The sequence below is a fragment of the Pseudomonas sp. RC10 genome, from assembly GCF_038397775.1.
GTDB classification, from domain to species: domain Bacteria; phylum Pseudomonadota; class Gammaproteobacteria; order Pseudomonadales; family Pseudomonadaceae; genus Aquipseudomonas; species Aquipseudomonas bambusae.
Genome location: NZ_CP151650.1, coordinates 6,336,821 through 6,360,631, shown reverse-complemented (window position 1 = coordinate 6,360,631; position 23,811 = coordinate 6,336,821). Strand labels below are relative to the sequence as shown.

27 protein-coding genes are annotated in these 23,811 nt (G+C 61.6%); 9 read left to right on the top strand and 18 right to left on the bottom strand.

Annotated features, from left to right (window positions below; translation table 11 throughout):
* Positions 1-2: 2 nt before the first annotated feature.
* From gspF to gspM, 8 genes are read left to right on the top strand one after another with little or no spacing between them, the layout of a single operon-like run.
* A complete protein-coding gene (gspF, locus tag AAEO81_RS28530; protein ID WP_341960462.1) occupies positions 3-1,214 on the top strand; it encodes a type II secretion system inner membrane protein GspF in 1,212 nt (403 codons plus the stop codon).
* Between the two features lie 4 nt (positions 1,215-1,218).
* Positions 1,219-1,662 (top strand): type II secretion system major pseudopilin GspG, encoded by a 444-nt coding sequence (gene gspG / locus AAEO81_RS28525; RefSeq protein ID WP_341960460.1) that lies wholly within the window; start codon positions 1,219-1,221, stop codon positions 1,660-1,662.
* Entirely contained in the window at positions 1,662-2,129 is a 468-nt protein-coding gene (gene gspH / locus AAEO81_RS28520) for a type II secretion system minor pseudopilin GspH (protein ID WP_341960458.1), read from the top strand. The genes gspG and gspH overlap by 1 nt, the downstream gene beginning before the upstream one ends.
* The gene (gspI, locus tag AAEO81_RS28515) at positions 2,119-2,493 is read left to right on the top strand and encodes a type II secretion system minor pseudopilin GspI (protein ID WP_341960456.1); all 375 of its coding nucleotides are present in this window, start codon (positions 2,119-2,121) and stop codon (positions 2,491-2,493) included. Before gspH ends, gspI begins: the two co-directional genes overlap by 11 nt.
* On the top strand, positions 2,490-3,041 hold the full coding sequence (gspJ, locus tag AAEO81_RS28510; RefSeq protein ID WP_341960454.1) for a type II secretion system minor pseudopilin GspJ: 552 nt from the start codon (positions 2,490-2,492) through the stop codon (positions 3,039-3,041). The genes gspI and gspJ overlap by 4 nt, the downstream gene beginning before the upstream one ends.
* A gap of 26 nt (positions 3,042-3,067) precedes the next feature.
* On the top strand, positions 3,068-3,895 hold the full coding sequence (locus tag AAEO81_RS28505; RefSeq protein WP_341960453.1) for a type II secretion system protein GspK: 828 nt from the start codon (positions 3,068-3,070) through the stop codon (positions 3,893-3,895).
* A complete protein-coding gene (gene gspL / locus AAEO81_RS28500; protein ID WP_341960452.1) occupies positions 3,892-4,998 on the top strand; it encodes a type II secretion system protein GspL in 1,107 nt (368 codons plus the stop codon). The genes AAEO81_RS28505 and gspL overlap by 4 nt, the downstream gene beginning before the upstream one ends.
* The gene (gspM, locus tag AAEO81_RS28495) at positions 4,995-5,459 is read left to right on the top strand and encodes a type II secretion system protein GspM (RefSeq protein WP_341960450.1); all 465 of its coding nucleotides are present in this window, start codon (positions 4,995-4,997) and stop codon (positions 5,457-5,459) included. The genes gspL and gspM overlap by 4 nt, the downstream gene beginning before the upstream one ends.
* A gap of 10 nt (positions 5,460-5,469) precedes the next feature.
* Here the strand turns inward: gspM and AAEO81_RS28490 are convergent, their stop codons facing one another.
* Positions 5,470-6,735: an MFS transporter gene (locus AAEO81_RS28490; RefSeq protein ID WP_341960449.1), complete on the bottom strand. Its 1,266-nt coding sequence runs from the start codon at positions 6,733-6,735 to the stop codon at positions 5,470-5,472.
* 115 nt (positions 6,736-6,850) lie between these two features.
* Between AAEO81_RS28490 and AAEO81_RS28485 the strand changes: the two genes are divergently transcribed.
* On the top strand, positions 6,851-7,741 hold the full coding sequence (locus AAEO81_RS28485; protein WP_166596118.1) for a LysR family transcriptional regulator: 891 nt from the start codon (positions 6,851-6,853) through the stop codon (positions 7,739-7,741).
* 171 nt (positions 7,742-7,912) lie between these two features.
* Here the strand turns inward: AAEO81_RS28485 and AAEO81_RS28480 are convergent, their stop codons facing one another.
* The 17 genes from AAEO81_RS28480 to AAEO81_RS28400 all read right to left on the bottom strand — a co-directional run bounded on the left by AAEO81_RS28480 (position 7,913) and on the right by AAEO81_RS28400 (position 23,802).
* Positions 7,913-8,359 (bottom strand): excinuclease, encoded by a 447-nt coding sequence (locus AAEO81_RS28480; RefSeq protein ID WP_341960447.1) that lies wholly within the window; start codon positions 8,357-8,359, stop codon positions 7,913-7,915.
* Between the two features lie 34 nt (positions 8,360-8,393).
* Positions 8,394-9,620, bottom strand: coding sequence for a beta-ketoacyl-ACP synthase (locus tag AAEO81_RS28475; protein WP_341960446.1), 1,227 nt, complete (start codon positions 9,618-9,620; stop codon positions 8,394-8,396).
* Complete coding sequence (gene fabG, locus AAEO81_RS28470) at positions 9,620-10,348, bottom strand: 3-oxoacyl-ACP reductase FabG (protein WP_341960445.1); 729 nt, start codon at positions 10,346-10,348, stop codon at positions 9,620-9,622. Before fabG ends, AAEO81_RS28475 begins: the two co-directional genes overlap by 1 nt.
* Positions 10,341-10,754, bottom strand: coding sequence for a hotdog family protein (locus AAEO81_RS28465; protein WP_166596148.1), 414 nt, complete (start codon positions 10,752-10,754; stop codon positions 10,341-10,343). Before AAEO81_RS28465 ends, fabG begins: the two co-directional genes overlap by 8 nt.
* Before the next feature lie 56 nt (positions 10,755-10,810).
* Positions 10,811-12,007 (bottom strand): beta-ketoacyl-[acyl-carrier-protein] synthase family protein, encoded by a 1,197-nt coding sequence (locus tag AAEO81_RS28460; RefSeq protein WP_341960443.1) that lies wholly within the window; start codon positions 12,005-12,007, stop codon positions 10,811-10,813.
* Entirely contained in the window at positions 12,004-12,492 is a 489-nt protein-coding gene (locus AAEO81_RS28455) for a hypothetical protein (protein WP_341960442.1), read from the bottom strand. The genes AAEO81_RS28460 and AAEO81_RS28455 overlap by 4 nt, the downstream gene beginning before the upstream one ends.
* Positions 12,489-13,235, bottom strand: coding sequence for a class I SAM-dependent methyltransferase (locus tag AAEO81_RS28450; RefSeq protein WP_341960441.1), 747 nt, complete (start codon positions 13,233-13,235; stop codon positions 12,489-12,491). The genes AAEO81_RS28455 and AAEO81_RS28450 overlap by 4 nt, the downstream gene beginning before the upstream one ends.
* Complete coding sequence (locus tag AAEO81_RS28445) at positions 13,232-14,479, bottom strand: tryptophan 7-halogenase (RefSeq protein WP_341960440.1); 1,248 nt, start codon at positions 14,477-14,479, stop codon at positions 13,232-13,234. Before AAEO81_RS28445 ends, AAEO81_RS28450 begins: the two co-directional genes overlap by 4 nt.
* Positions 14,466-16,847: a hypothetical protein gene (locus AAEO81_RS28440; protein ID WP_341960439.1), complete on the bottom strand. Its 2,382-nt coding sequence runs from the start codon at positions 16,845-16,847 to the stop codon at positions 14,466-14,468. Before AAEO81_RS28440 ends, AAEO81_RS28445 begins: the two co-directional genes overlap by 14 nt.
* Complete coding sequence (locus AAEO81_RS28435) at positions 16,837-17,454, bottom strand: outer membrane lipoprotein carrier protein LolA (protein WP_341960437.1); 618 nt, start codon at positions 17,452-17,454, stop codon at positions 16,837-16,839. The genes AAEO81_RS28440 and AAEO81_RS28435 overlap by 11 nt, the downstream gene beginning before the upstream one ends.
* A gap of 62 nt (positions 17,455-17,516) precedes the next feature.
* A complete protein-coding gene (locus tag AAEO81_RS28430) occupies positions 17,517-17,945 on the bottom strand; it encodes an acyl-CoA thioesterase (protein WP_166596109.1) in 429 nt (142 codons plus the stop codon).
* Positions 17,938-19,482: an aromatic amino acid ammonia-lyase gene (locus AAEO81_RS28425; RefSeq protein ID WP_341960435.1), complete on the bottom strand. Its 1,545-nt coding sequence runs from the start codon at positions 19,480-19,482 to the stop codon at positions 17,938-17,940. Before AAEO81_RS28425 ends, AAEO81_RS28430 begins: the two co-directional genes overlap by 8 nt.
* Positions 19,463-20,407, bottom strand: a complete 945-nt coding sequence (locus AAEO81_RS28420; protein WP_341960433.1) for a glycosyl transferase — start codon at positions 20,405-20,407, stop codon at positions 19,463-19,465. The genes AAEO81_RS28425 and AAEO81_RS28420 overlap by 20 nt, the downstream gene beginning before the upstream one ends.
* Entirely contained in the window at positions 20,404-21,138 is a 735-nt protein-coding gene (locus AAEO81_RS28415) for a glycosyltransferase family 2 protein (RefSeq protein WP_341960432.1), read from the bottom strand. The genes AAEO81_RS28420 and AAEO81_RS28415 overlap by 4 nt, the downstream gene beginning before the upstream one ends.
* A gap of 191 nt (positions 21,139-21,329) precedes the next feature.
* Positions 21,330-23,009, bottom strand: coding sequence for an AMP-binding protein (locus AAEO81_RS28410; protein WP_341960430.1), 1,680 nt, complete (start codon positions 23,007-23,009; stop codon positions 21,330-21,332).
* Positions 23,006-23,551, bottom strand: coding sequence for a hypothetical protein (locus tag AAEO81_RS28405; RefSeq protein WP_341960429.1), 546 nt, complete (start codon positions 23,549-23,551; stop codon positions 23,006-23,008). The genes AAEO81_RS28410 and AAEO81_RS28405 overlap by 4 nt, the downstream gene beginning before the upstream one ends.
* Positions 23,548-23,802: an acyl carrier protein gene (locus tag AAEO81_RS28400; protein WP_166596104.1), complete on the bottom strand. Its 255-nt coding sequence runs from the start codon at positions 23,800-23,802 to the stop codon at positions 23,548-23,550. The genes AAEO81_RS28405 and AAEO81_RS28400 overlap by 4 nt, the downstream gene beginning before the upstream one ends.
* Positions 23,803-23,811: the final 9 nt, after the last annotated feature.

The window sequence follows — 23,811 nt, the reverse complement described above, 5'->3', positions numbered from 1 at the left end:
CGATGGCCTCTTTCAGTTATGAAGCTCACGATTCAGCGGGCCGTCGTCAACGGGGTCAGCAGGAAGCCCAAAGCGCCCGGCATGCCCGGCAATTGTTGCGGGATAAAGGGTTGCTGCCCGTGCGGGTCTGCGCGTCGAATGCTTCATCGCAGCCAGGCAGCCCGACCGTTCGACGGCAGGGGTTGAGCACAGCCGATCTGACACTCTTGACCTTGCAACTGTCGACCTTGATTCAAGCCGGGTTGCCGTTGGAAGAAGCCTTGCATGCCGTAGAAGCTCAAGCCGAAAAGCGGCAGGTCGGCCAACTGGTGGCAGCTATCCGAGCACGGGTTACGGAAGGCTACGACCTGGCGTCGGCGCTTGGCGCTTACCCACGTGCGTTTCCCGATCTGTACCGTGCAACCGTTGCGGCCGGTGAGCGATCCGGCCATTTGGGGCATGTGCTGGAGCGGCTAGCGTCCTATACGGAAGCGCGTCAGCTATCGCGACAGAAGATCCAACTCGCGTTGGTCTATCCGGCGATTCTGTTGTGCGCTTCGCTGGCGATCGTCGGCTTTCTGCTGGGGTACGTGGTCCCCGACGTCGTAAAGGTTTTCATCGACAGCGGGCAGCCTCTGCCGCTTCTGACCGACGCCTTGATCGCTGTCAGTACCGCGCTGAGGGATTACGGCGGTGTGCTGATTGGCTTGTTTGCGGGACTGGCGATGCTGGCGCGATGGGGTCTTCAGCACCCTGAGCTGAAACGGCGCTGTCACAGCGCGTTTTTGCGAATGCCGGTCATGGGGCGGGTGATCAAAGCCATGGAGGCGGCGCGATTCGCCAGCACCTTGGCGATTCTTGGCAAAAGTGCTGTGCCCTTGGTGGATGCGCTGCACGTTTCAGCGGCGGTGATTGGCAACGTCTCCATCCGTGAACGCATGCTGGACGTTGCCCGACGTGTTCGCGAGGGCGAAACCCTCACTCGAAGCCTTGAGCGAGGGGGCGATATCCCGCCCTTGATGTTGCACATGATCGCCAGCGGAGAGCGTGCGGGTGAGCTGGACCACATGCTCGAACGCGCCGCCCAACAGCAGGAGAAAAGTCTCGCCGCGAGTATCGCGCTGATCGTCAGTCTGTTCGAACCGGCGATGCTGGTCATCATGGGCGGCCTCGTGTTGATGATCGTCCTGGCCATCCTGATGCCCATTCTCAACCTCAATCAATTGGTGCACTGAACCTATGGCCGTTCGTCGACACAGGAAACAACGCGGATTCACGCTGATCGAAATCATGGTCGTGGTGGTGATCATCGGCGTGCTGGGGGCCATGGTGATCCCGCAGTTCATGTCGCGTCCGGATCAGGCGAAAGTCACCGCCGCTCGCACGGACATACAGGCCTTGAGCACGGCTCTCGAAATGTACCGGCTCGACAATTTCAGCTACCCGTCCTCTCAGCAAGGCCTTGAGGCTCTGGTCAGACAGCCGACGGGACTGCCTCCCGCGCGGAACTGGAATCCGAGCGGTTATCTAAAGGCCTTGCCGTCGGATCCGTGGGGCACGCCCTACCAATACCTGAGTCCAGGCACCGGAAGCGCTCCTTACGATTTGTATTCCTACGGCGCCGATGGCATGCCGGGCGGCGTTGATTTCGCTGCCGACATCGACAGTCGGGCTACGGACTGATGCGCCGATGCAGCCGGGGTTTTACGTTGTTGGAACTGCTGGTGGTCATGGCTCTCATCGGCGTTTTGCTGGCCTTGGTGGTGCCATTGTTGAGCGCCAGCCCGGCACAGCAGGCGCGACAGCATGGCCATGAGTTGTTGATGCTTTTGCATGAGCTTCGCGAACGAGCCGTCACCGAAGGCCGCGAGTATGGGTTGCACTTCGATGAGCAGGGCTATCGGTCGATGATGTTGCAAGGTAATGGCTGGCAGCCGATGCAGGCGTATCCGCTGCCGGATGCCCTTCGGTTTCATCTGGTGCTGGAAGGGCAGCCGCTGCACCTGTCCGAGCGAACCCACGCGCCTCAATTGCTTGTCCTGAGCAGCGACGAGCTCAGCGCTTTCACCCTTCACTACGAAACTGCCCAGGGTCGCTTGCTGAGCGTTGCCAGTGATGGTGTTAATGATGCTGCGATCAATGAAAGCTGAACGCGGCTTCACCTTGCTCGAAGTCATGGTGGCGTTAGCGGTGTTCGCGTTACTGGCGAGTGCGGTGCTGTCAGCGAGCCAGTTCGTTCTCCAGCAGAACGAGGCACTGCGCGAGCGGGTGTTGGCCAGTTGGCTGGCAGACAATCACATGACCGAATTGCGGCTGCAGCCTCCGCCAACGGGAAGGCGCAGCGTGGCCCCTGTGTTATCCGGCCAGCGCTGGGTTGTGGAACAACGTGTCGAACGCCATCGCGAAAGCGGTCTGCTCAGCGTGGAAATCGATGTGCGTCGCAGCGTCGATTCGGCCACCGTCTTTCGGACCCGCGGATGGATTGCCTCGCCGCTTCTGGCGGAAAAGCCATGACGACGAGTAAAGGGTTCACGCTGCTGGAGTTGCTCATCAGTCTGGCGATTTTCAGCACACTTGGATTCGCGAGCTGGCGGCTGTTTGATGGTGTGTTCAGGGTTCAAGAGCAGGTGCAGCGGGAGCAACGGGACTTGCGTGATCTACGTCGAGCCGTGGCCATCATTGAGCGCGATCTGATGCAGGCGACTTTTTCATCGAAGACGCCGTCGGTGCAACTGCGTCATGGCGTCTTGAATTTGCGCCGCGGCAACTGGCGCAATCCGCTCGGCCAACCCCGAGGTGACAGCCAGGAAGTCAGCTACGTATTCGAAAAAAACCAGTTATTGCGTTACAGCCGCAGCCTCGATTTTTCCGGGGTCCAAAAGCAGTTGCTGTTGCGTGACGTGCGGGAACTCCAATGGCGCCTCTATGATGCCAGCCATCATTGGCGTACCGATTCGTTGCGGGACTCGCAAGCGGTGCAGCCGAGAGCGGTGGAGTTGACCCTCTCGTTCGCGCGCTTCGAGGGCATTCGGCGTGTCGTTCCCTTGGCGGGGGACGCATGAGTCGGTCCTGCCAGCAAGGCGTTGCGTTGATCAGCGTATTGCTCATCACCAGTCTGGCATTGATGGTGATCGGAGGGGTGTTGCGCAGCCATCGCCTGACGCTGCAAACCACCGTACAGCAGGTGCAGCATTTGCACCTGCGACAAGCCGCCCTGGCTGCTGAAAGTCGGGCGATGCAGCTTTTGCAGGACAGCGTATCGGGCGCGGGAGAGACGACCCATCTCGCGCAGGCCTGGGCGATGAGTCCCCAAGGGTTTCGGCTGCCAGATCTCGATGTACGGCTCTCCATCGAAGACTTGGGCGGCCGCTTTAACCTGACCCATCTGGCGGTGCCGGAGAGTGTCGACGACGTTTATGCTTTGCGGTGGTTTCGCCTGTTGAACGCCTTGGATATCGAACCATTCGACCTTTCCGCGCTGAAAACACAGCCGTTCAGCAATGCTGCTCAACTTCAGCAAATCCCCGGATTGCGCCCCTCGGACCTGCAACATCTGTTGCCGTGGATCGCGGTGCTGCCCCGTGACGCAGCCCTCAACGTCAACACGGCGCCCGCCCAGGTGCTGGCGAGCCTGGAAGGCATGACGACGGCGAGCGCACTGGAGCTGATTCGCCAACGACCCTCCGAAGGATACCCGGATGCGGCGGCATTTGTCGGCTCAGCCACAGTCGATGGGCTCGGTATCTCGCCCCACGGGCTAGGGGTGCGTAGTCGTTGGTTTCGCATCACCGCAGAGGTAGGCCTTGCCGATAGCCGAATGACCATGGTCTCGGATCTGGAGCGTGTGGCGAACACTCAGCGGCTTCGGATTATCCAGCGTCGCCTGTTGTCACCCGCGCAAGGCTCCATTCCATGAAAGGCTGGCTGTATTTCACCCCCGAGAGCATGACCGGCACTGCACGATTCGATTCGGTCTGGTGTGGGGCTGAGGGTGTCGCGCTTCGCGAGTGCACGCTGGCTCAGGCTGCGCAGGTATTTCAGGGACATGCCGTTCAGATCATCCTGCCGATGGAAACCTGCAGTTGGCTGCGCACCCCGCCATGGCCGACCCGCAGGGCCCCCCGGACACAAGCGCTGATGTACTCGGTGGAAGAGCAATTGTCGGAAGACGTCGAGGGACTGCATGTCGCCGTGGGCTTACGCGACACCGAGCACCGTTATCCATTGCTGATCCTTTCCAGGTCATTGCTGCGTGAGGTGTTGAGCGTGCTCGATGAGGCAGGCATTCAGGTCGGCAGCGTACAAATCGACGCCGACATGCTGCCCGACGATCAGCCGCATCTGGTCTGGTGGGCGGGCCGCTGGATTCTGGGCGGTAAGGTCGGTTGCCGACTGGCTTTTTCAGATGAGTCGCGCACCTTGTTTGCGTCCCGTCTGCCCCAAGGTCTCTGCGTAAGGGATGCTCAACCGGACGCGGCTGAAACAGCGGCCTTTCTGGTGGCGGGGCGCAAGATGTCGATCGACCTCTTGCAGGGAGAGTTTCGCGTTGCGCCTCGACGGTGGCGTTGGTCGCTGCCGCTGCTTACGTTGGCATGCCTTGGCTTAATGTCCTGGGGATTCAGCGTTGCGCGCATTCAGCATCTGGAGTCCGAAGCATTGCGTCTCCATGAACAGAGTCTGCAGCGGTTTCAGACGCTGTACCCGGATCAAGGGCGGGTCGTCGACTTGTCTACCCGCTTCAGTGCCCTGCAAGCGAGACAGGCAGTAGGGCGCAAGCCTATGGCGACCTTTTCCATGCTCATCGAACGGGTGCTCGGCAGCGCTGAGGTAGAAGTCCGGCATGTTGGCTTCACACGTGCGCAGGGCTGGAAAGTGGCCATTGCCGTCAAGGATTTCACCGCACTTGAGCGTCTACGCGACCAGGTTGAGCGAAGCGGACTGCCTATTCGGATTGACGGCGCGAGCAAGCATCAGGACGGGGTCAAAGCGATGTTGATCATTGGGGTGGACGAGGCATGACGCTTCGATGGAACGCGCGACTGGCAGCGGTCGAGCACTGGCGAAGGCTCAATCGAAGAGACCGCCACATGCTCGTTTTGCTGGGCGTCTTCGTGCTGGGCGTGTCGTTGATCAAAGGTGTCTGGTTACCGACTCAGCAGCGGCTTGAGGCCGCAGAACGGGTCTATCGTCAAAACCTGTCGTTGGCGGAACGGCTGAAGCATGCAAGCTCCGGCCGCCCGGTCCGTATCGCGCAGTCACTGTCCCGACATGTCAGTGAAAGCGCTGCGAAGGCAGGCCTCGACCTGTCACAACTGGATAACGACAGCCAAGGCCTGAGCGTGACGCTGGAGGGCGATGCCAAGGCTTTGCTGAACTGGCTGATTCGTCTTGAGCAGGATGGCGCCCGGATGCAGTCGTTGACCTTGGAAAAGCGAGAGGCTCTTCTATTGGCAAGGGTGGCTTGGGCTGCCGAGTCTTAGCCTGAAGCGGCTAGACCTGCACGTTTACCGGCAGTGGCTTCACCTTCGCCAGCTTGAGCGCTGCACCTAACGCGGCGGCGAGCAGCAGCGCGATAAATACGCCGATCCCGTTCCACCCCGCGTAATGCCAGAAGAACCCGCCGCCGGTGCCCGCCACGCTGGAACCAACGTAGTAGCTGAACAGGTACAGCGACGAGGCCTGGCCCTTGGCTTTGATCGCGCGGCGGCCGATCCAGCTGCTGGCCACCGAGTGGGCGCCAAAGAAACCGAAGGTGAACATCACGACGCCAATGACCACAATGGCTAGCGGGGTGAACATGGTCAGGGCGAGGCCAGCGATCATCAGGACGATCACGGCCCAGAGCACGTTGCGACGGCCCAGTTTGTCAGCCAGCGCGCCGACTTTCGCCGAGCTGTAGATCCCGGACAGGTAAACGACCGAGAACAGTCCCACGACAGCTTGGCTGAGGCTGTAGGGCTCGGCCAGCAGGCGATAACCGATGTAGTTGAACAGCGTGACGAAAGCGCCCATCAGCAGGAAGCCTTCCAGAAACAGCCACGGCAGACCAGCGTCGCGGAACTGCAACACGAAGCCGTCCAGCAGGCTGCGAGCGTTGAGCGGGCGAGGGCGGAAGTTGCGCGAGGGGGGCAGGATCTTCCAGAACACGCAGGCGCCTGCCAGTGCGATGAGACCCATGATCGACAGCGCGATGTGCCAACTCACGTAATCGCTGAGGACGCCGGTGATCAGCCGCCCGCTCATCCCGCCAATCGCGTTGCCGCCGATGTACAGGCCCATGGCCAGGCCGATGTGTTGCGGGTGGATCTCTTCGCTGAGGTAGGTCATCGCTACCGCCGCCAACCCGCTCAACGAAAGCCCGACAAAGGCCCGTGTCACCAACACGCCCTCCCAACTGGGCATGAACGCGCTGGCAATGGTGAACAAAGCGGCGGAGAACAATGAAAAGACCATTACCGATTTGCGTCCCATACGGTCGGAAATCGGGCCGGTGATCAACAGGCCGATGGCGAGCATCGCCGTGGCAACCGAGAGAATCAGGCTGCTCTCGGCGGCGTTGATGGAGAACTCGCGGGACAGCACCGGCATCATGGGCTGTACGCAGTAGAGCAGGGAAAAGGTGGCGAAGCCGCCGGAAAACAGCGCGAGAACGGTGCGGATGAAGGCCGGGGTGTCTTTCTCGATGTAGGTATCACCCAGCGGAATTGCGACGTTGATCTCGGGCGCAGACGTCGCGGGGGATGCAGCAGTATTCACAGGTAACCTCAAACGATGTGAAGCAGCGATGGGGAAAAGCATATAGCCAGCTAACGTTTTCCTCCAATATATTGTTCGACCTGTTTGATAGCTTTAACGACTCAATGGTGAGGCCATGGAATTACGTCATCTTCGCTACTTTATTGCGGTGGCTGAAGAGCTGCATTTTGGCAGGGCTGCGGAGTCACTCGGCATCTCTCAGCCTCCGTTGAGCCAGCAAATTCAGGCGCTGGAACATGAATTGGGTGCCCGACTGTTCGAGCGGACCAACCGACGAGTGGCATTGAGCGAGGCCGGGCGACTGTTCCTCGACGAAGCGCGGCTGGTGCTGGCGCAGGTCGAGAAAGCCTCTGATGTGGCGCGCCGCGCGCAGTTGGGTGAGCTGGGGGAGTTGAAGATTGGCTTCACCGCGTCGGCACCGTTCACATCGAGCATTCCGCAGGCGATCTTTGCCTTTCGTCAACGCCATCCCGCCGTGCACTTGGCATTGCAGGAAATGAGCAGCAAGGAAGTCGCCGAAAGGCTGGTGGAGGAGTCGATGCAGGTCGGCATCATGCGCCCGCTGCCGTTGCCGGACTCACTGGTAGCGGTCGAGCTGCTGCGCGAGCCGTTGGTGGCCGTTTTCCGCTCTGACCATCCGATGGCTCAGGGCAGCGAACAGGGGATTTACCTCAAGGAGCTGGCGACCGAGCCGTTTGTGTTTTTTCCACGCAGCTACGGCAGTGGCCTGTACGCGCAGCTGCTGAGTTTGGCGCGTGATGCGGGGTTCACGCCGTTGTTCGCCCAGGAAGCCGCCGAGGCTATGACGATCATCGGGCTGGTCGCGGCGGGGCTGGGCGTGACGGTGCTGCCTGCGTCGTACCAACGCATGCGGATCGATGGTGTGGTCTATCGCACGCTGTTGGACGAGGCCGCAACGTCGGCGGTGTGGCTGGTGCAGCGCAAGGACCAGAAGTCGCCCATGGCCAAGGCGTTCGTTGAGTTGGTGACGCGCAAGGCGGGCTAGTAAGGACGCACGAGATGCGCAATTCGAACTGTCGGAGCGAATTCATTCGCGAAAGATGCAACAGGCGATGCACCTCTATCGGCTGAAGTTTGTTCGCGAATGAATTCGCTCCCACAGGTGAACCGTTCGTGCCATCGGGCGCGGCAGAAAGCCTCGCCCCATTAGAAAGCTTTACTGCACCTTCGCCAGGTCACCTTTCAACGCGACGCCTGCCATGATGGCCCCGGCGTGGCATTCGTAGGTTGCAGGGTCTTTGCGTTCGATCTTCTTGTAGTAGCTGGCGATGTTAACCACGGCATTTGCCCCTGCGCCTTTCGCCGCTTCGTTCAATTGCAGGATGGCTGATTGCAGCGCCCACTCGCAGGCGTCGTTGTCGCTTTTGTTGAAGGCGTTGGTTTTCTTGTTGGTCACAGCGTTCGGCGATAGCACCGACACTTTCCCTTTTGGCGTGACACCCGCCAGGTAGAACTTCACGCTGCCGTCCAGTTTCTTCTCTTGAAGCATTTGTGCGACGACCTTGTCGAACGGCAGATACAGCGCGGTATCCCGTGCCTGACTGATACCGGGCAGCGCGCCCAGAATGATTGCAGCGGTGGCCGCCCAGACTTTCAGTTTCATGCTTTCACTCCTTGAGGGATCAACTAAAAAACGCTCACGGCCAGCGACGGAAAATCAACGACGTGTTGACCCCGCCGAAGGCAAAATTGTTGTTCATCACGAACTCGTGGCTCATGGCGCGGGGCTCGCCGCGCAGGTAGTCCAGCGCCCCGCAACGGGTATCGACGCCGTCCAGATTGAGGGTATGGATGTAGCGGTCGTGCTTCATCATTTCGATGGTGAACCACGACTCCAGCGCACCGCACGCACCCAGCGTGTGGCCGAGGAAACTCTTCTGCGAGCTGATCGGCATGCGCGCGCCGAACAGGCTGTGGGTGGCCAGGGTTTCAGCGATGTCCCCTTGCTCGGTTGCGGTGCCGTGGCCATTGACGTAACCGATGGCATCCGGAGAAAGGCCCGCGTCTTCCAGCGCCAGCTCCATCGCCCGGCGCATTGTGACCTGCTCGGGACGCGTGGTGTGTACGCCATCGGCATTGCTGCCAAACCCCACGATTTCAGCGTGAATCTTCGCGCCACGGGCCAGTGCATGTTCCAGCTCTTCAAGGACCAGCATGCCGCCGCCTTCACCAATCACCAGCCCGTCACGGCCGCTGTCATAGGGACGCGGACTGGTGTGGGGCGCATCGTTTTTCAGGCTGGTCGCATACAGCGCGTCGAACACCATGGCCTCCGTTGGGCACAGTTCTTCTGCACCGCCGGCAAGCATCAACGGCAGGCGCCCGAACTTGATCGCTTCATAGGCATAGCCCACGCCCTGACTGCCGCTGGTGCACGCGCTGGACGTCGGAATGAGACGGCCCGTGAGGTTGAAGAAGATGCTGATATTCGCTGCCGTCGTGTGGGGCATCATCCGCACGTACGAGTTGGCGTTCAGCCCTTCGGCCACCGAATTGAGCAGCATGTTGCCGAACGCCTTGATCTCGTCGGTACTGCCGGTGGAAGACCCGCACGCCACCCCCATGCGCCCGTCACGGATGATCGGATCGCCCAGCAAACCGGCGTCGCGCAACGCTTCTTCCGAGGCGCCGACCGCCAGCCGTGACACGCGGCCCATGCTGCGCAGTTGTTTGCGCGTCCAGTGCGAGGGCACCGCGAAATCATCGATGGGGCCGGCCAGACGGGTGTTCAACTCGCTGAACCGATCCCACTCGTCCATGCGCCGGATGCCGCTGCGATTGGCGCTGAAATTGGCCTCGATGCTGGCCCAGTCGCTGCCCAGCGAGGTGATGCCGGCCATGCCGGTGACGACGACGCGCTTCATCAGCACAAGCCTCCGTTCACGGCCAGCACCTGTCGGGTGATGTACGACGCTTCTGCCGACATCAGGAAGTTGACGGCGCCGGCGACTTCTTCTGGGGTGCCCATGCGCTGTGCGGGGATCATTTTCAGCAACTCTTCCACCGGCACGTTTTCATCCAGCATCGCGGTGTCGATCAGGCCGGGTGCGACGCAGTTGACCGTGATCTTGCGCTTGCCCAACTCGATGGCCAACGCCTTGGCGGCCCCGATCACGCCCGCTTTCGAGGCGCTGTAATTGACCTGTCCGCGATTGCCGATCAGCCCGGAAACCGAGGTGATGCAGACAATCCGTCCGGCGGCGCGGCGGCGGATCATCGGCATCATCACCGGGTGCAGCACGTTGTAGAAACCGTCCAGGTTGGTGCGCATGACCACGTCCCAATCCTCGTCGGTCAACGCCGGAAAGGCGCCATCGCGGGTCAGGCCCGCGTTGCAGACCACGCCGTAATAAGCGCCATGGGTTTCGACGTCCTCTTCAAGCACGGCCTTGCAGGCGGCGCGATCGGCCACGTCGAATTGCAGCACCCGTGCTTCCCGGCCTAGTGCGCGAATCTCGGCTTGCACCGCGTCGGCTTCGGTGCGGCCATTGCGGCAGTGCAACACGATGTCATAGCCGGACCGTGCGAGGCGCAGCGCGATGGCGCGACCAATGCCACGGCTGGAACCGGTGACCAGGATTGAATCAGTCATTCACGGCTCCTTCAGCCAGATAGCCCGCCGACTGGGGCGGACGGTAAACGTTCAGACGTGCGCTGGCGTGAATGCCGGGCCCGTTCAGGTGGCATTCGAAGACGCCCATGCCGTTGTCATCCTCTAACGATCGGAGGGCATGAATGATCAATTCGCTGCCCATTGGAAACCCTTCGACATTGCATTCGAATTTCCGGGTGCCCAACAAGAATCCCAGTTCGACAGGCTCACGCTTCACTCGGGCCTGACACCCCGCATAAGCGGCGACACTTTGAGCCATCAGCTCAATGCCAACCCAGGCGGGCAAGCTGCCATCGGCGCGATTGAACAGTCCGCCAGCGCGTACGTTCAGGCGGGTGCGGATCTGCTCTTCGTCGAATTCGATCACCTCGTCGATGAGGATCATGTCGCCCGCATGGGGCACCAGTTCGGCGACGGGCCACTGGCAGGAGATCAGGGCGGTCACGGGGCGTCTCCGATGATCAGGCTGACGTTGTTGCCACCGAAGGCAAACGAATTGCTCATCAATCGGCGCGGTGTGCGAGGTGGCCATTCATCGCCGGGCTTGACCCACGCCAGCGCGGGCAGGCTCGTATCGGCCTGTTCGTCCCACACATGAGGCGGCAGCCGATGCCCGTCGTTTTCGGAGGAGAGCGTCAGCCAGCAAAACGCTGCTTCCAGCGCGCCCGCTGCACCGAGCGTATGACCGCTCATGGGCTTGGTCGATGAACAGGGCACCCCGCCGGGAAAGAGCGCGTCCACGGCCAGGCATTCCATTGAATCGTTGTGTTGGGTCGCCGTGCCATGCAGGTTCAGATAGTCAATGTCAGAGGCCATCAGGCGGGCGTTATCCAGGGCTTTCTGCATCGCTGCCTTAGCGCCGCGCCCCGTGGGTTCAGGGGCGGAGATGTGATGCGCGTCCGAGCTGGCCCCCGCGCCGAGCAGGGCAATCCGATGGTCCGCACTCGCTTCGCGGGTCATCAGAAACAGCACCGCTGCTTCGCCAATATTGATGCCGTTGCGATTGACGGAAAACGGATTGCAGCGCTCGCTGGACACGGCTTCGAGGGATGAAAAGCCGTTGAGTGTCAGCTTGCACAGACTGTCGACGCCGCCACACAACACGGCGTCGCACAGGCCCATGTCCAGCAGACGACGGGCGCTGAGCAACGCGCGGGCGCTGGACGTGCACGCGGTGGAAATCACGTAGGCCGGGCCGCCTACGTCCAGCCAGGTCGCCAGAAAATCCGCAGGCGCGCCGAGCTCTTGCTGACGATAGTCGTAATCGCCGGGAAACGCGTCGTCACGAAGATAGCTGGCAATGCCCCGGCTGGCTTCATCGATCCCTGATGTGCTGGTGCCGAGAATCACGCCGACCCGTGCAGCGCCGTAATGCCCGATGGCTTCACGGATTTCGGGTTCGATCTGCAACGCCGCTGCCAGTAACAGTTGGTTGTTACGGCTCGACTGCCCGCGCAGCGCATCAGGAATCTCGGGAAGCAGGGCCTTCACGGACGCGACGGGCAGTGATCGTTCAGGCACCCAGCCGCTTTCAGTCCGCATGCCTGAGGTATCGCCCGCGAACAACGTCCGTGCCACGCTTGCGCGGTCATCGCCCAGCGAGCAGATAAGACCCAGTGCATTGAGGTAAGCGGTCATTTCGAGGCCTTGCCTTCGAGCGGGCTGACGACGTATTTCAACTCGCCGCTTTCCAGGGTGAGGCGGAAAACTCCTTCCGAGGCATAATCGACCCGCCAGCGCTCTTCGAGGGTGCGGCCGTGAGGCAATAACACGACGCCGGGGTAGTCGAAGCGCGCCTCTTCATTGGAGGTCAGCGCGAACAACACGGCTGCAAACAGCTCCCGTGCTTCGGGATTGGGTGGCAGCAGCCCATCGGCTTTCCAGGTTTCCTCCTCCAGTTGCTGACGGGCGACGGGGATGCCCAGCGGGTCCATCAACGAGAAACGCAGGCCGTGGCGTTCCTTCTGGATCACCAGCAGCCAATCCTGTCGCTGGCCAGCCTGTTCACGCAGGACGTGCAACTGCTTGGGAAATTTGATGTGCGGAATTTGCGCGGGCAGTGGCGCGTGGCTGGTGCAAGCACTCAGCAGCACGACGCAAAACAGCAAAAGTGCGCGGATCATGGTGTCTCACCTTCGAATGGTGCCTGTAGCGGTTTACGTGCGACGGCATTCACCAGCGTCTCTTCACGTTCGCCAAAGGGCTTGGGTTTAACCAGCTTGAAACGCTCCAGCAGGCCGAAATCCCTGGCGCGGCTCCACCACAGGTAGGGGTAAGAGACGTTCTTCGCGGTAAATTGAAAACCTTGTCCGTGCAGCATGTCCAGATAATGCGCAGCGCTCTTCTGTACGTGCATCGGATGGCGGAAGAACCAGCGAATCACCCACGTGTCGATGTAGGCCTCGGTGGACTCGGCGAATAGCAGATAGCCCCCCGGCTTGAGCACGCGGTAGAACTCGGTCAGCGCCTGTTCCTGCTCGACCAGATGATGGAAGGTTTGGTGGCAGAACACCATGTCAACGCTGGCGTCGGGCAGTTTAAGCGATGCGCAGTCGCTGCCGATCAATTCGACGTTCAAGCGTCGCCGCTCGGCTTCCTCGGCACTGAGACGCAGGCTGAGCGGATCGGCGTCGACACCCAGGATTTTTACCGGATTGAACACGCTGTGCAGGTACTGGAAGGATTTTCCCTGACCGCAACCCGCGTCGAGAATCACCGGATTTTCGGGTGGGTGTTCGCTGAACAGGCCGCGCAGGTCGTTGATCGCCACGCGCAGCACGTGGTGCTGCCAGGTGTGGCTGCGCAAGAACAGAAAACCCAGCCGGGTTTCTTCGACGTAGCTGTGAGAGAAGAAAGGCTCGCTCATTCGCTGGCACCCCCACAGATTTCCGCGAGCATGCGCAGGCGTCGTTTGGGCTCGGCCACGAACGGGTTACGCTCGTCCCAGGCGTAACCCGCGAGGATCGAGCAGATCATGCGGCGGATGTCATCGCTGCTGCCGGGATAAAAAATGACGTCCTGAAAACTGCCGTCATACCAGCCTTCGACGTAGGCACGGAAGGTATCGACGCCTTTCTTGAGCGGGACGGCGAATTCGTTTTCCCAGTCCACGGCTTCCCCCTGCAACTGACGATGGAGTACAGCGGCGGCCATGCTGGCCGAACGCATGGCGATGGTCACCCCGGAGGAGAACACCGGGTCCAGGAATTCCGCCGCGTTCCCCAACAGCGCGAAGCCTTGACCGTGGAGGGTTTTGACGTTGGCCGCGTAGCCGCCGATGGTCCTTGCCGGGGTGTCCCAGACCGCGTTTTGCAGGACGCGCTGAAGGCTGGGCGTTTCCTCGATGAAGGCGCGCAGGCAGGCGTCGAGGTCGGTGGGTTTGTCCTTGAAACGTTCGGCCGACGCCACCACGCCGACCGAGCAGCGGCCGTTGCTGAACGGGATCGACCAGAACCACACGTCGCGCATCGTCGGGTGCACGCTGACCAGAATTTTTTCTCGGTCGAAGCCCGGATCGTCGATGCGGTCTTCAACGTGGGTGAACACGGCCTGACGCAGCGGGAAGTCTGAGGGTGCTTCAAGGTCGAGCAAACGAGGCAGGACGCGACCGTAGCCGCTGGCGTCGAAGACGAAGTCGGCTTGCAGGCGGTACTGACTGCCATCCCCGCGCTGCACGTCGAGCACAGGCTGTTCGGCCGTGAAGTCAGCCGCGATGAGGGTTTCCTGAAAGCGAACGTCCACGCCCTGACGCACTGCTTCGTCGGCCAGCAGTTGGTCGAAATCGGCTCGCTGAACCTGAAACGTTGTCGGCTTGCCGTTGCTGAACGTCTCGCTGAAATCGAACGCACTGTATTGCTCGCCGCACGCAAACGCCGCGCCGTTCTTCACCTGAAAGCCCGCCGCGTGCACCGCGTCGAGCATGCCCGCTTCTTCGACGAAGTCCAGGCAGTGCGACAGCAGGCTTTCGCCGATGGAGAAGCGCGGAAAGGCTTGGCGCTCGATGATCAACACGTCATGGCCGCGACGTTTGAGCAACGCGGCGGCAATTGCCCCGGCGGGACCGGCGCCGATGACGACGATCTGGCGATGTTCCCTATCAGCTATTGGCACAGGATTTCCTTTTCGAGTGTATGAGGGCGTCGGCGTCTTGCCGGGTAGAGGGTTCGGAATGACTGCCCGCCCACGGCGCGAGGATGAAGCTGAAGGCAAGCCCCAGGCTTACCGACAGGCCAAAGTTGCTCACCGCTGGCGTGCTGGAGATGGCCAGCAGCCCGAACGATAACCACGTGGTCGCGGCGGCCAGCAACGTACCCAGCAGGCTGACCGCAGCACCGCCGATCTGCTCACGCATCAGGATCGCGTAATCGACGCTGATAGCCGTTACCAGCAGCAAGCCGAACAGGCTGAACAAGGTCAGCGGTTGGCCAAGCCAGCCCAGGCTCGCCAGGCTGCACAACGCTGCCAGCAACGGCAGGGCGACGACTCGCAGGGCACCGCGCAGGCCGAACGGCAGGATCAGCAGCAGGACGATCAGCACGCACGACAGCAGTTTCAACTCGGCAGCGCTGACCTGCGTGGCGGCGAACACTTTGTTCAAGTCGCCCAGGCGGTCCACCAACTGCACACCGGGCAAACCCTCGGCCTGGGCTTGCAGCAACACAGCGTTGTTGAGCCCTTGCAGGCTGACGATGCCCGCGACACCCTCGGTATCACGGCCCATCCACAACAGTCGCCAGGGTTCACCGAGCGGGCCGGCCAGCACTTCGTCGATGCCCTGATTCGGCAACGCGCGCAGCCTGGCCAATTCGTTGTTCAACGCTTCAACCGGTACGCCGAGGTCCAACAAGGGCTGCCACCGGGCAGGCAGGGCATCGAGCGCCTGACGCGTGGCGTCCTGATCGGCGGGCGTCGCGACCAACTGGCTCAAGGACAGATAACCTTGCAGCGCCTTCTGATTCACCAACTGATCGAGGCGCTGACTCAGTGCGCTCTGACGCTCCAGCAATTGTTGCTGATCGGCGCCGCGCACCAGAAAGAACTGGCTGGTGGGCTGATAACCCGTAATGTGCGCAACGGCCCGGGCCTCATCGGTGAGACTCGGTGGTGCCGCGATCCATTGGCGAATGTCGTTTTTGGTCGTCAACTGCCACAAACCTGCCGCGCAGAACGCCAGCAGCAGGCCCAACAAGACGGGTGTGCCGACGCGTGCGATCAGTCGAGCCCGCAGATGAATCAGGCGTTCGGCAATCTTGAGCGGCCACTGCGCGGGGTGTAGGTCGACACCGTTCAGCAGCGCAGGCAACAGGCAGACCGCGCACAGATAGGCTCCGATCAAGCCAGCGGCGGAGAACACGGCAATTTGAGTCAGCGCCGGGAAGGGCGTCCAGGCCAAGGCGAGGTAACCGATGCAACTGGTGGCGAGACTCAGGCTCAACCCCGACAGCGTCAGACGTAACGCTGGCCAACTGCGCCACGGCTTCAGGCTCCAGCCTTTGGAGAGATAGTGCAGCGGATAGTCCACGGCGACACCGATCAGGCTCGACCCCAATACCAGCGTCATCACATGCATCTTGCCGAACAGCGCGATGCACGCCGTGGCGCCGAAGAGCATGCCGACGACCACCGGCAGGAACGCCAACAACACCCGCCAACGTTTGAACGCCAACAGCAGTAACAACAAAATGCCGAGCGTTGCGCCGCCACCGACCCAGGTGATTTCCCGCGTGGCCTGTTGCTGGCCGTGGGCGGCGTACAGAAGCCCGCTGGCGGCGAGCAATTGCGCGTCGGTCTTGTCGGCTTCAGCGCGGGCGGCGTCGAGCAGAGCCGAGACCTTCAATGGCAGGCTCATGTCGAACGCGTCGGCCTGCGTGCGCGCCCGCAACAGCACCCAATGCTTGCCGTCAGCCTCGGCGATGAGGGCGCCGCTGCCTACGTCCAGTTGCACCGTGCCGTGAGTCGGCTGGCTGTTCTGGATACGCGCCGTCAGCCCCAGCCAATCGTCCTGACTGGCTACCAGACTGAAACCGCCAAAGGGATCGAACAGGTTCTGCACGCGCTTCTGAATAAAGGCATCCGGCTGGTCGATCAGCTCGGTGCGGTCGCTGTTCGAGAGCATCGACAGGCGGCCTTTCAACAACTGCTCACGCAAGGCCGGGAGATCAGCCTGAAGGTTCCACTGGACCTTCTCGAACAGACCGCTGGCTTGCCATTGATCGGTGATCCTACGGGCCAGCGCGATGGCCTGCTCTTGATCGGCGTGTCCCACCAGCACCAGCATTTCGCGATTCAACGGTTCCTGAATCCGCTGCTCGGCGCGCAATTCCAGCGCATCAGGACTGCTGCCGGGCACCAGTTCCATCAGGTTCGCCGACAGCGGCGCGCCGCCACGCCATTGCCAACCCGCCAGCGCAAGGACCGCGAGCAGCAGGATCAGGAACAGGCGGGGCAGCAGGCGCTGCAGTGTCGGGTCAGCGGGCAAAGTCGGCGCGCTCCGAGTCGCTCAGCGGCTGGGCACTGGTGCTGTCGATCATCTTCAGCAGCGTTCTGTCGCCCTGGGTCTCCAACAGCTCAATGCGCTCGACCAGCGCGCCGCCGTCGATGTTGATCTGCTTGAACACCTGTTGAAGCATCAGCGAACGTGGCACCAGCGTCAGTTGCCACGCTTGGGCATCGCCACTCACCCGCAACTCGAAATCCCGTTCCAGCCCGCTGCTGTCGCCTTGCAGAACGGCGAGGAACAGCCGGTTTTGCTGGGCGCCTGCGGTTTTGCCGGGGATGACTTGCCAACTGCCGTCGGCGTCACGACGGGCGATACCCGCAGCGCTGATTCGGTAGTCCTGTTTGAGCGGCGTATTCAATAGCCACAGCAGACCGAAATCCTTGGCCAGCACGAAGTTGCCTTTGCTGGTCAGCGGCTGAGGCAATGAACGCAGGTGTTTTTCCTGAATGAAGCTGCCGTGGATCACGCTCGGTTTGGCCAGTTGCTCGCTGAGCTGGTGCAGGTCGAAGGCGTGGGCATTGAAGCTCAACAACATCGCAACTGTAGGAGTGAGCTTGCTCGCGATGGATTGTTTCAGCCGCCGCATCAGTGCCTGGCCAGCCCTCATCGCGACCAAGCTCACTCCTACAGGGGTGTGTGATGTGGCTGTCAACATTGCAAGGCCCTCTCGACCGCTTCGACGAAGACCTTGGGCGAGGCCAATTGCATTTCACGCGTTTCGATCTCGACAGCGACCTGCACGGTGCTGGCGCGGGTCAGGCGCTCGCCAGTGGCTTTATCGGTGATCAGGTAATCGATTTTCAGGCGGTTTTCCCATTCCACCAGGCTGGCGCGCACGTTGATCCGCTGACCGAACACCGCGCCCCGCACGTAACGCAGTTGCAGGTCGATCACCGGCCACGCATAGCCCGAGTCGCGCATCTGGGTGTAGTTGTGGTTCAGCTTGTCGAGCAACGCGCAACGTGCCACTTCCAGGTATTTCACGTAGTGCCCGTGCCAGACGACGTGCATGGTGTCGACGTCGAAAAACGGCACCAGCACTTCGGTGTCTTCGTGGATCACGCCTTTGCTACGCATGCAGCCTCCAGTGTTGATCGGCGATGCGTTGCAGGCACAGGCGAAGTTCGCCCTCCAGCGCGCGGTCTTCGATGACGGGGGGGAAGTCCTCGCGCAGTTGCTCGTGCATGGCGGCCAGCACCGGCGGCAGCGGGCGGGCTTCGGGAACGCGACTGCGCAGCCATACGCCCTGGTTGGCGGCGATCAGCGTGGCGGCGGCGACCTGCTCGGTCAGCTCCAGCACCCGAATCGCGTCCCGCGCGGCGATGGTGCCCATGCTCACCTTGTCCTGGTTATGGCATTCGGTGGACCGTGAAAACACGCTGGCAGGCATTGTGTTTTTCAGGGCTTCGGCGGTCCAGGCGCTGGTGCCGATCTGCACGGCCTTGAAGCCGTGATTGATCATCGCGCGGTCTGCTGGCGAGCCAGACAGGTTACTGGGCAGACCGTGGTTGTAACGTTCGTCCACCAGCAACGCGAGTTGGCGATCCAGCAGGTCGGCAACGTTGGCAACGAGGGTCTTCAGGCTGTCCATGGCGAACGCGATGTGGCCACCGTAGAAATGCCCGCCGTGCAGCACGCGCTCGGCTTCGGCGTCGATGATCGGGTTGTCGTTTGCGCTGTTCAGCTCTATTTCGATGAAGCCCCGCAGCCAGTTCAAGCTGTCAGCCAGCACGCCCAACACATGGGGGGCGCAGCGCAGGGAATAGCGATCCTGCAAGCGATGCAGCGGGGCGGTCGGCGCATTGATCGCCAGATCCTCGCGCAGCCACGCCGCCACCTGCATTTGGCCCGGATGAGGCTTGGCAGCGAACAGGCGTTCGTCGAAATGCTCCGGATTGCCTTGCAGCGCCACGACGTTCAGCGCCGTGATGCGGGTCGCAAGCTTCAACAGGTAATCGGCGCGGGCGAAGGCCAGGCACGCGAGCCCGGTCATGACAGCTGTGCCGTTCATCAGCGCCAGCGCTTCTTTGGGACGCAGCACCAGCGGGTCCCAACCTAACTGGCGATGCACGTCGGCAGATTGGCGACGTTCGCCCTTGAACATCACATCTCGCTCACCGGACAGCGTCGCTGCGACGTAGGACAGCGGGGTCAAGTCGCCACTGGCGCCCACCGAACCCTCTTCGGGGATCAGCGGCAGGATGTCGTGTTCAAGAAAAGCTTGCAGGCGTTCCAGCAGTTCGACCCGCACGCCCGAGACGCCGTGGCACAACGAGCGCAAGCGGGCGGCCAGTACCGAGCGCGTCGCCTGTGCGTCGAGCAGTTTCCCGAGGCCGCACCCATGAAAGGTATACAGATGATGAGGCAAGGCTTCGACGTGTTGCAGCGGCACGGCCACCACACAGGAATCGCCATAGCCGGTGGTCACGCCGTAGATGACGCCTTCCTTGTCCAGCAGCGAGTCGAGAAACTGCGCGCCTTTGGCAATGCGTTGACGATAGGCGTCGTCGTTTTGCAGCGCGGTGGGCCGCTGGCGATTGGACAGGGCAAGGACGTCCTCGATGCTCAGGGGACGTTCGCCGAAGATGATCGGCTCAGGTGCTGGGTTCGTCATCGGATTTCCAGAACGGGTAGAAGTTGAACCACTGTTGCGGTGCTTGCAGGCAGTAGTGCGCCAGGCGATCGGCGTAACGTTGAGTCCACTGTGCGATCACCTGTTGGCGATCACTGCGCCGCCATTCGATGGCACGAGCGAACGGCTCAAGCACCACGCGATAACCGCCGGGGCCCTTGAGGCAGAAAATCAGGTTGATGGGGCATTTCAGCAGCCCTGCCAGCAGCCACGGGCCTTGAGGGAATGCTGCCGAATGGCCGAGAAAGTTGACCCTGACGTTCCGTCCGCCGTGCAGCGGAACCCGGTCGCCAGCAATCGCCAGCCACTCGCCTTCATCGAGACGCTGGCTGAGTTGCAGCATGATGGCCGGGTCCAGCTCACTGACCTGAATCAGCCGCAGATTGGTCGCGCCTGCCTCACCCAGTAGACGATTGAAACGCTCGGCGTGTTTAGTGTGCACCAGCACGTTCATCGTGACTTTTTCGCCAAGTTCGGCGAGCGCTCGACAGACTTCAAGATTGCCCAAGTGGGCGCCCACCAGCATCTGCCCGCGCTCGCCGCGCAACTGATCACGCAGATGAGCGTCGTCGACGATTTCAATCTGGTCCAGCCCCAGCTTGCCGTTCCACACGTCGAGCTTGTCGAGCAATGCGTCGGCGAACGCCATGAATTGCCGGAACACTCGCCATGTCGTCGGACGCAGTTCGGGGCGCTGACTCCAGTCTGAAAGCCGCTGTTGGTATTGCCACGCACTGCGCCGTGCGCTGCGGCCGAACAGGAAAAAGTACAACACGATGCCGTGGAGGATCGGGCTCAGCACCCGGCGCCCAAGGACCTTCACGCCCCAGGCGGTGAGTTTCATCAGCAGGAAACTGCCGCGCTCTTCGTGCTCCGCCCAATGCTGCTTCTGTTCGGCTTCGCTCATGGCAACCATCGCCGCCATAGGATCAGCGGGAAACGCCCGAGCATGCCGAAAAACAGCTTTGCGTGCATTTTCGAAATCAGCGCATTGTCATGAAACAGGCGGAAGTGGGAGAGGCCATCCTGAGGATAGTGAACCTTGGTCGGTAGCCAGCGCATTGGCTGGTTGCGCCAGGACAGGCGCACGAGAATCTCGGGGTCGAAATCCATGCGTTTGCCGAGGTTTACGGTATCGATGAGGTGCAGGACGGGCTTGAGTGGGTACACCCGAAAGCCGCACATCGAATCGGGAATCTGCAGCGACAGGCTGTTGATCCACACCCAAACGTGGGTCAGGTAGCGTGCGTACAGACGACCTTTCGGCACGCTGGCGTCGTATTGCGGGTAGCCACAGATCAACGATGTCGGGTGTTCGCGGGAGTGGTCGAGAAACACTTGAATGTCATTCAGATCGTGCTGGCCATCGGCGTCCACTTGCAGGGCGTGGCTAAAGCCCCGCTTTGCGGCCTCGCGCAGACCCGCCATCACGGCGCCGCCCTTGCCTTGGTTGACCGGGAGCTGGACCAGAAACACCTTGTCCTGCTCGGCAAGCGACCCGAGTACCGCCGCACAGGCCTGGCTGCTGGCGTCATCGACCAGCACGCACGGCAGGCCAGCGTTCAGCAATTCCTGAACCACAGCCGGGACGGCCAGTTCATGGTTGTAGACCGGGATGACGGCGCAGGGGTTATGCATAGGGAAGTCCTTTTCGAGCGCTGAGATACGTCACTGCCGACCGCAAATCCTGTGGGAGCGAATTCATTCGCGATACGGAGGTACATCCGACAGAGATGGGTGGACTGTACCGGCCTCTCGCGAATGAATTCGCTCCCACAGGGTTATCGCCAGACACATAATCCGTGTCGGGCATGGAGCTTGTGGTCTGCTCACGCATTGGCTTCACTCCACAAAATCCGCCCGCTGGAGCAGGCCGCGTCGCCATTGCGATAGGTGAAATACAACTTGCTGCGTTCTTGGTCGAATCGCAGGGTCAGCGTGATGCGGTCGCCCGGGCGGACCAGTTGCTGGAATTTCAGCACTTCCATTCCAGCAAAGCGCGGTGGCAGGTCCATCAGGCGCTGGCCGAGGGCGATGGCCCAGTCGACCTGCACCACGCCGGGCAGAATCGGCGTGGTGGGGAAGTGGCCACTGAAATGCGCCAGATCCAACGGGACGATCAGCTCCAGCCGAAGCCCTTCGTCGGTGTCTTGCTGATTGACCAACTCCGGCTCATGGACTCGCGGTGCCACGAGCAGCGCTTCAACCTGTACCTGAGGCAATTTGCCTTGGGTGTTCAGCGGCAATTGGCTCAGGATCCGCCAGCGGCGGGGCAGGGCGAGGGTTTCGCAATGAGGCACCAGATGCTGTCGCAGCGCGGCCGTTACCGCGCGTCGGCCCTGATTTCGCAGTGCATGCACGCCTTGGGCGCTAAGGACGACCAGCGCACCCAGTGACGCACGGTTCTCCCGAATCACGCCCAGCCGGGCTTCGCTGACCCATTCATGGGTGGCCAGCGCTTGCTCCAGCAGCGGCAGCGAGATGCGCTTCTCTTCCAGCTTGACGATGCGGTCCAGTCGTCCGAGCAGTTCAAAGCGGCCATCTTCAGTGAAACGTGCCGCGTCAGCGGTTTGTTCGACATGGCCCACGGGCAAGTAGGGGGACTCGATACGCAACGCGCCGTCTTCGTTCTGACTGAGTTTCACGTCGTCGAACGCGCGCCACAACGGATCGCCCTGGCGCCAGGCGATACCGCCGGTTTCCGAGCTGCCAAGAACCTCCGTCGGCCACTGATCAAGGCGTTGATGCAAGCTTTGCGCGGCGTCGGTCGGCAAGGCGCCACCCGAAGAAAACACCCGGCGCACGGCGCTCAAGCTATCCCAGTCAAGGTTGTCGCCCATGCGCTTGAGCAACGCGGGGCTGGCGACCCAGGCAAAGGCTTCATGCTCGCGGCTGGCGCGTTGCAGGTCTTCTGGAAACGGGAGCTGCTTGCGCATGAAGCTACGTCCGGCACACAGAGGCCACAACACACGAAACAACAAGCCATAGATGTGCTGCGCGGCGACGCTGCCAATGATGCAGGCCCGGCCAAGGTCGGCGCCCCAGAGTCGTTCCAGTGCGGCGATTTCGTTGGCCAGCTGGTGCGCTGTTTTTTCGATCAGTTTGGGCTCGCCGCTGGAGCCTGACGTGCACAGGCTCAACAAGCACTCGTCCAGATTGAGAGGCATCGGCTTGAGCGGTGGGGCGTTCAGCTCATCGAGACGGGTATCGCCTTCGGCGTCCGTCAACCAAAGCTCGGCAAGGGGAGCCCAGCGTTCGCGGCTCTGGGCCTGCAAGTCCGAGGGCAATAACACATTGGCGCCCGCATGCCAGGCGGCGAACACGGCGATGGCCAGTTCCGCCGCGTCTTCGAGGTGGATCGCGACACAGGTCACGGCGCGTTGTTGCAGCGCCGCCGCGACCGACAATGCGCGCTCGCGATATTGTGCGTGGTTCATGCCCGGGGCGTGAGTAACCGGGCGTTCAGCGTGTGGCGCCAGCAACAGCCGGTCAATGCTCAGCCAACTCATGCACGCCCCCGCACACGTTGGCGCACGACCCATTCACCGGCGAACAGCAAGCCCATCAAGCCGTAGGCGATCAGCCCGGTGTACAGCGCCCACCAGCTCAGCGGCGCCCAAAGGGTCAGGGCTGCGGCGACGATGCCATTGAACAGAAAAAACAGGCACCAGATTTGGGTCACATGACGCGTGTAACGGACCGCGACGTCCGGCAGCTCGGGATCGGTCAGGCGTGCGAGGCGTTCGACCACAGGCATGCCGTGCATCAGGCTCAAGCCAAAAAGTGTCAGCATGAAACCGCTGATCAACACCGGGTACCAGCGCAACAATTGCGGGCTGTTCACGATGCCCAGCAGCAGGCAGAAGCCGATGGCGACCGACGCCATGCCAAGGCTGCCCGGACGACGCTCGGCCGTCAGCGCACGGGCAGCCCACAGCGCGCCCAGCAGCAATGCGAATTGCCACGGCGAAAAGTGCCCCATGCCGAAATACACGGCGAAGGGGTACAGCACCCCTGCGAGCACCAATACCAGACCCATCAGGCGGTTCATGCGGCGGTGTTGACCAGCCGGTGGACCGCTTCGACGACGTCATTGACGGTGCGAACGGACTTGAATTCTTCGGCGGCGATTTTCTTGCCGGTCTTGCGCTTGATGTGGTCGATCAGATCGACCGCGTCGATGCTGTCGATTTCCAGATCCTGATACAGATTGGCATCCAGCGTGACCCGCTCGGGCTCCAGCTCGAACAGCTCGACCAATGCGGTGCGCAGGGTTTCGAAAATCTCTTCACGGGATTGCATGTTCAGTCC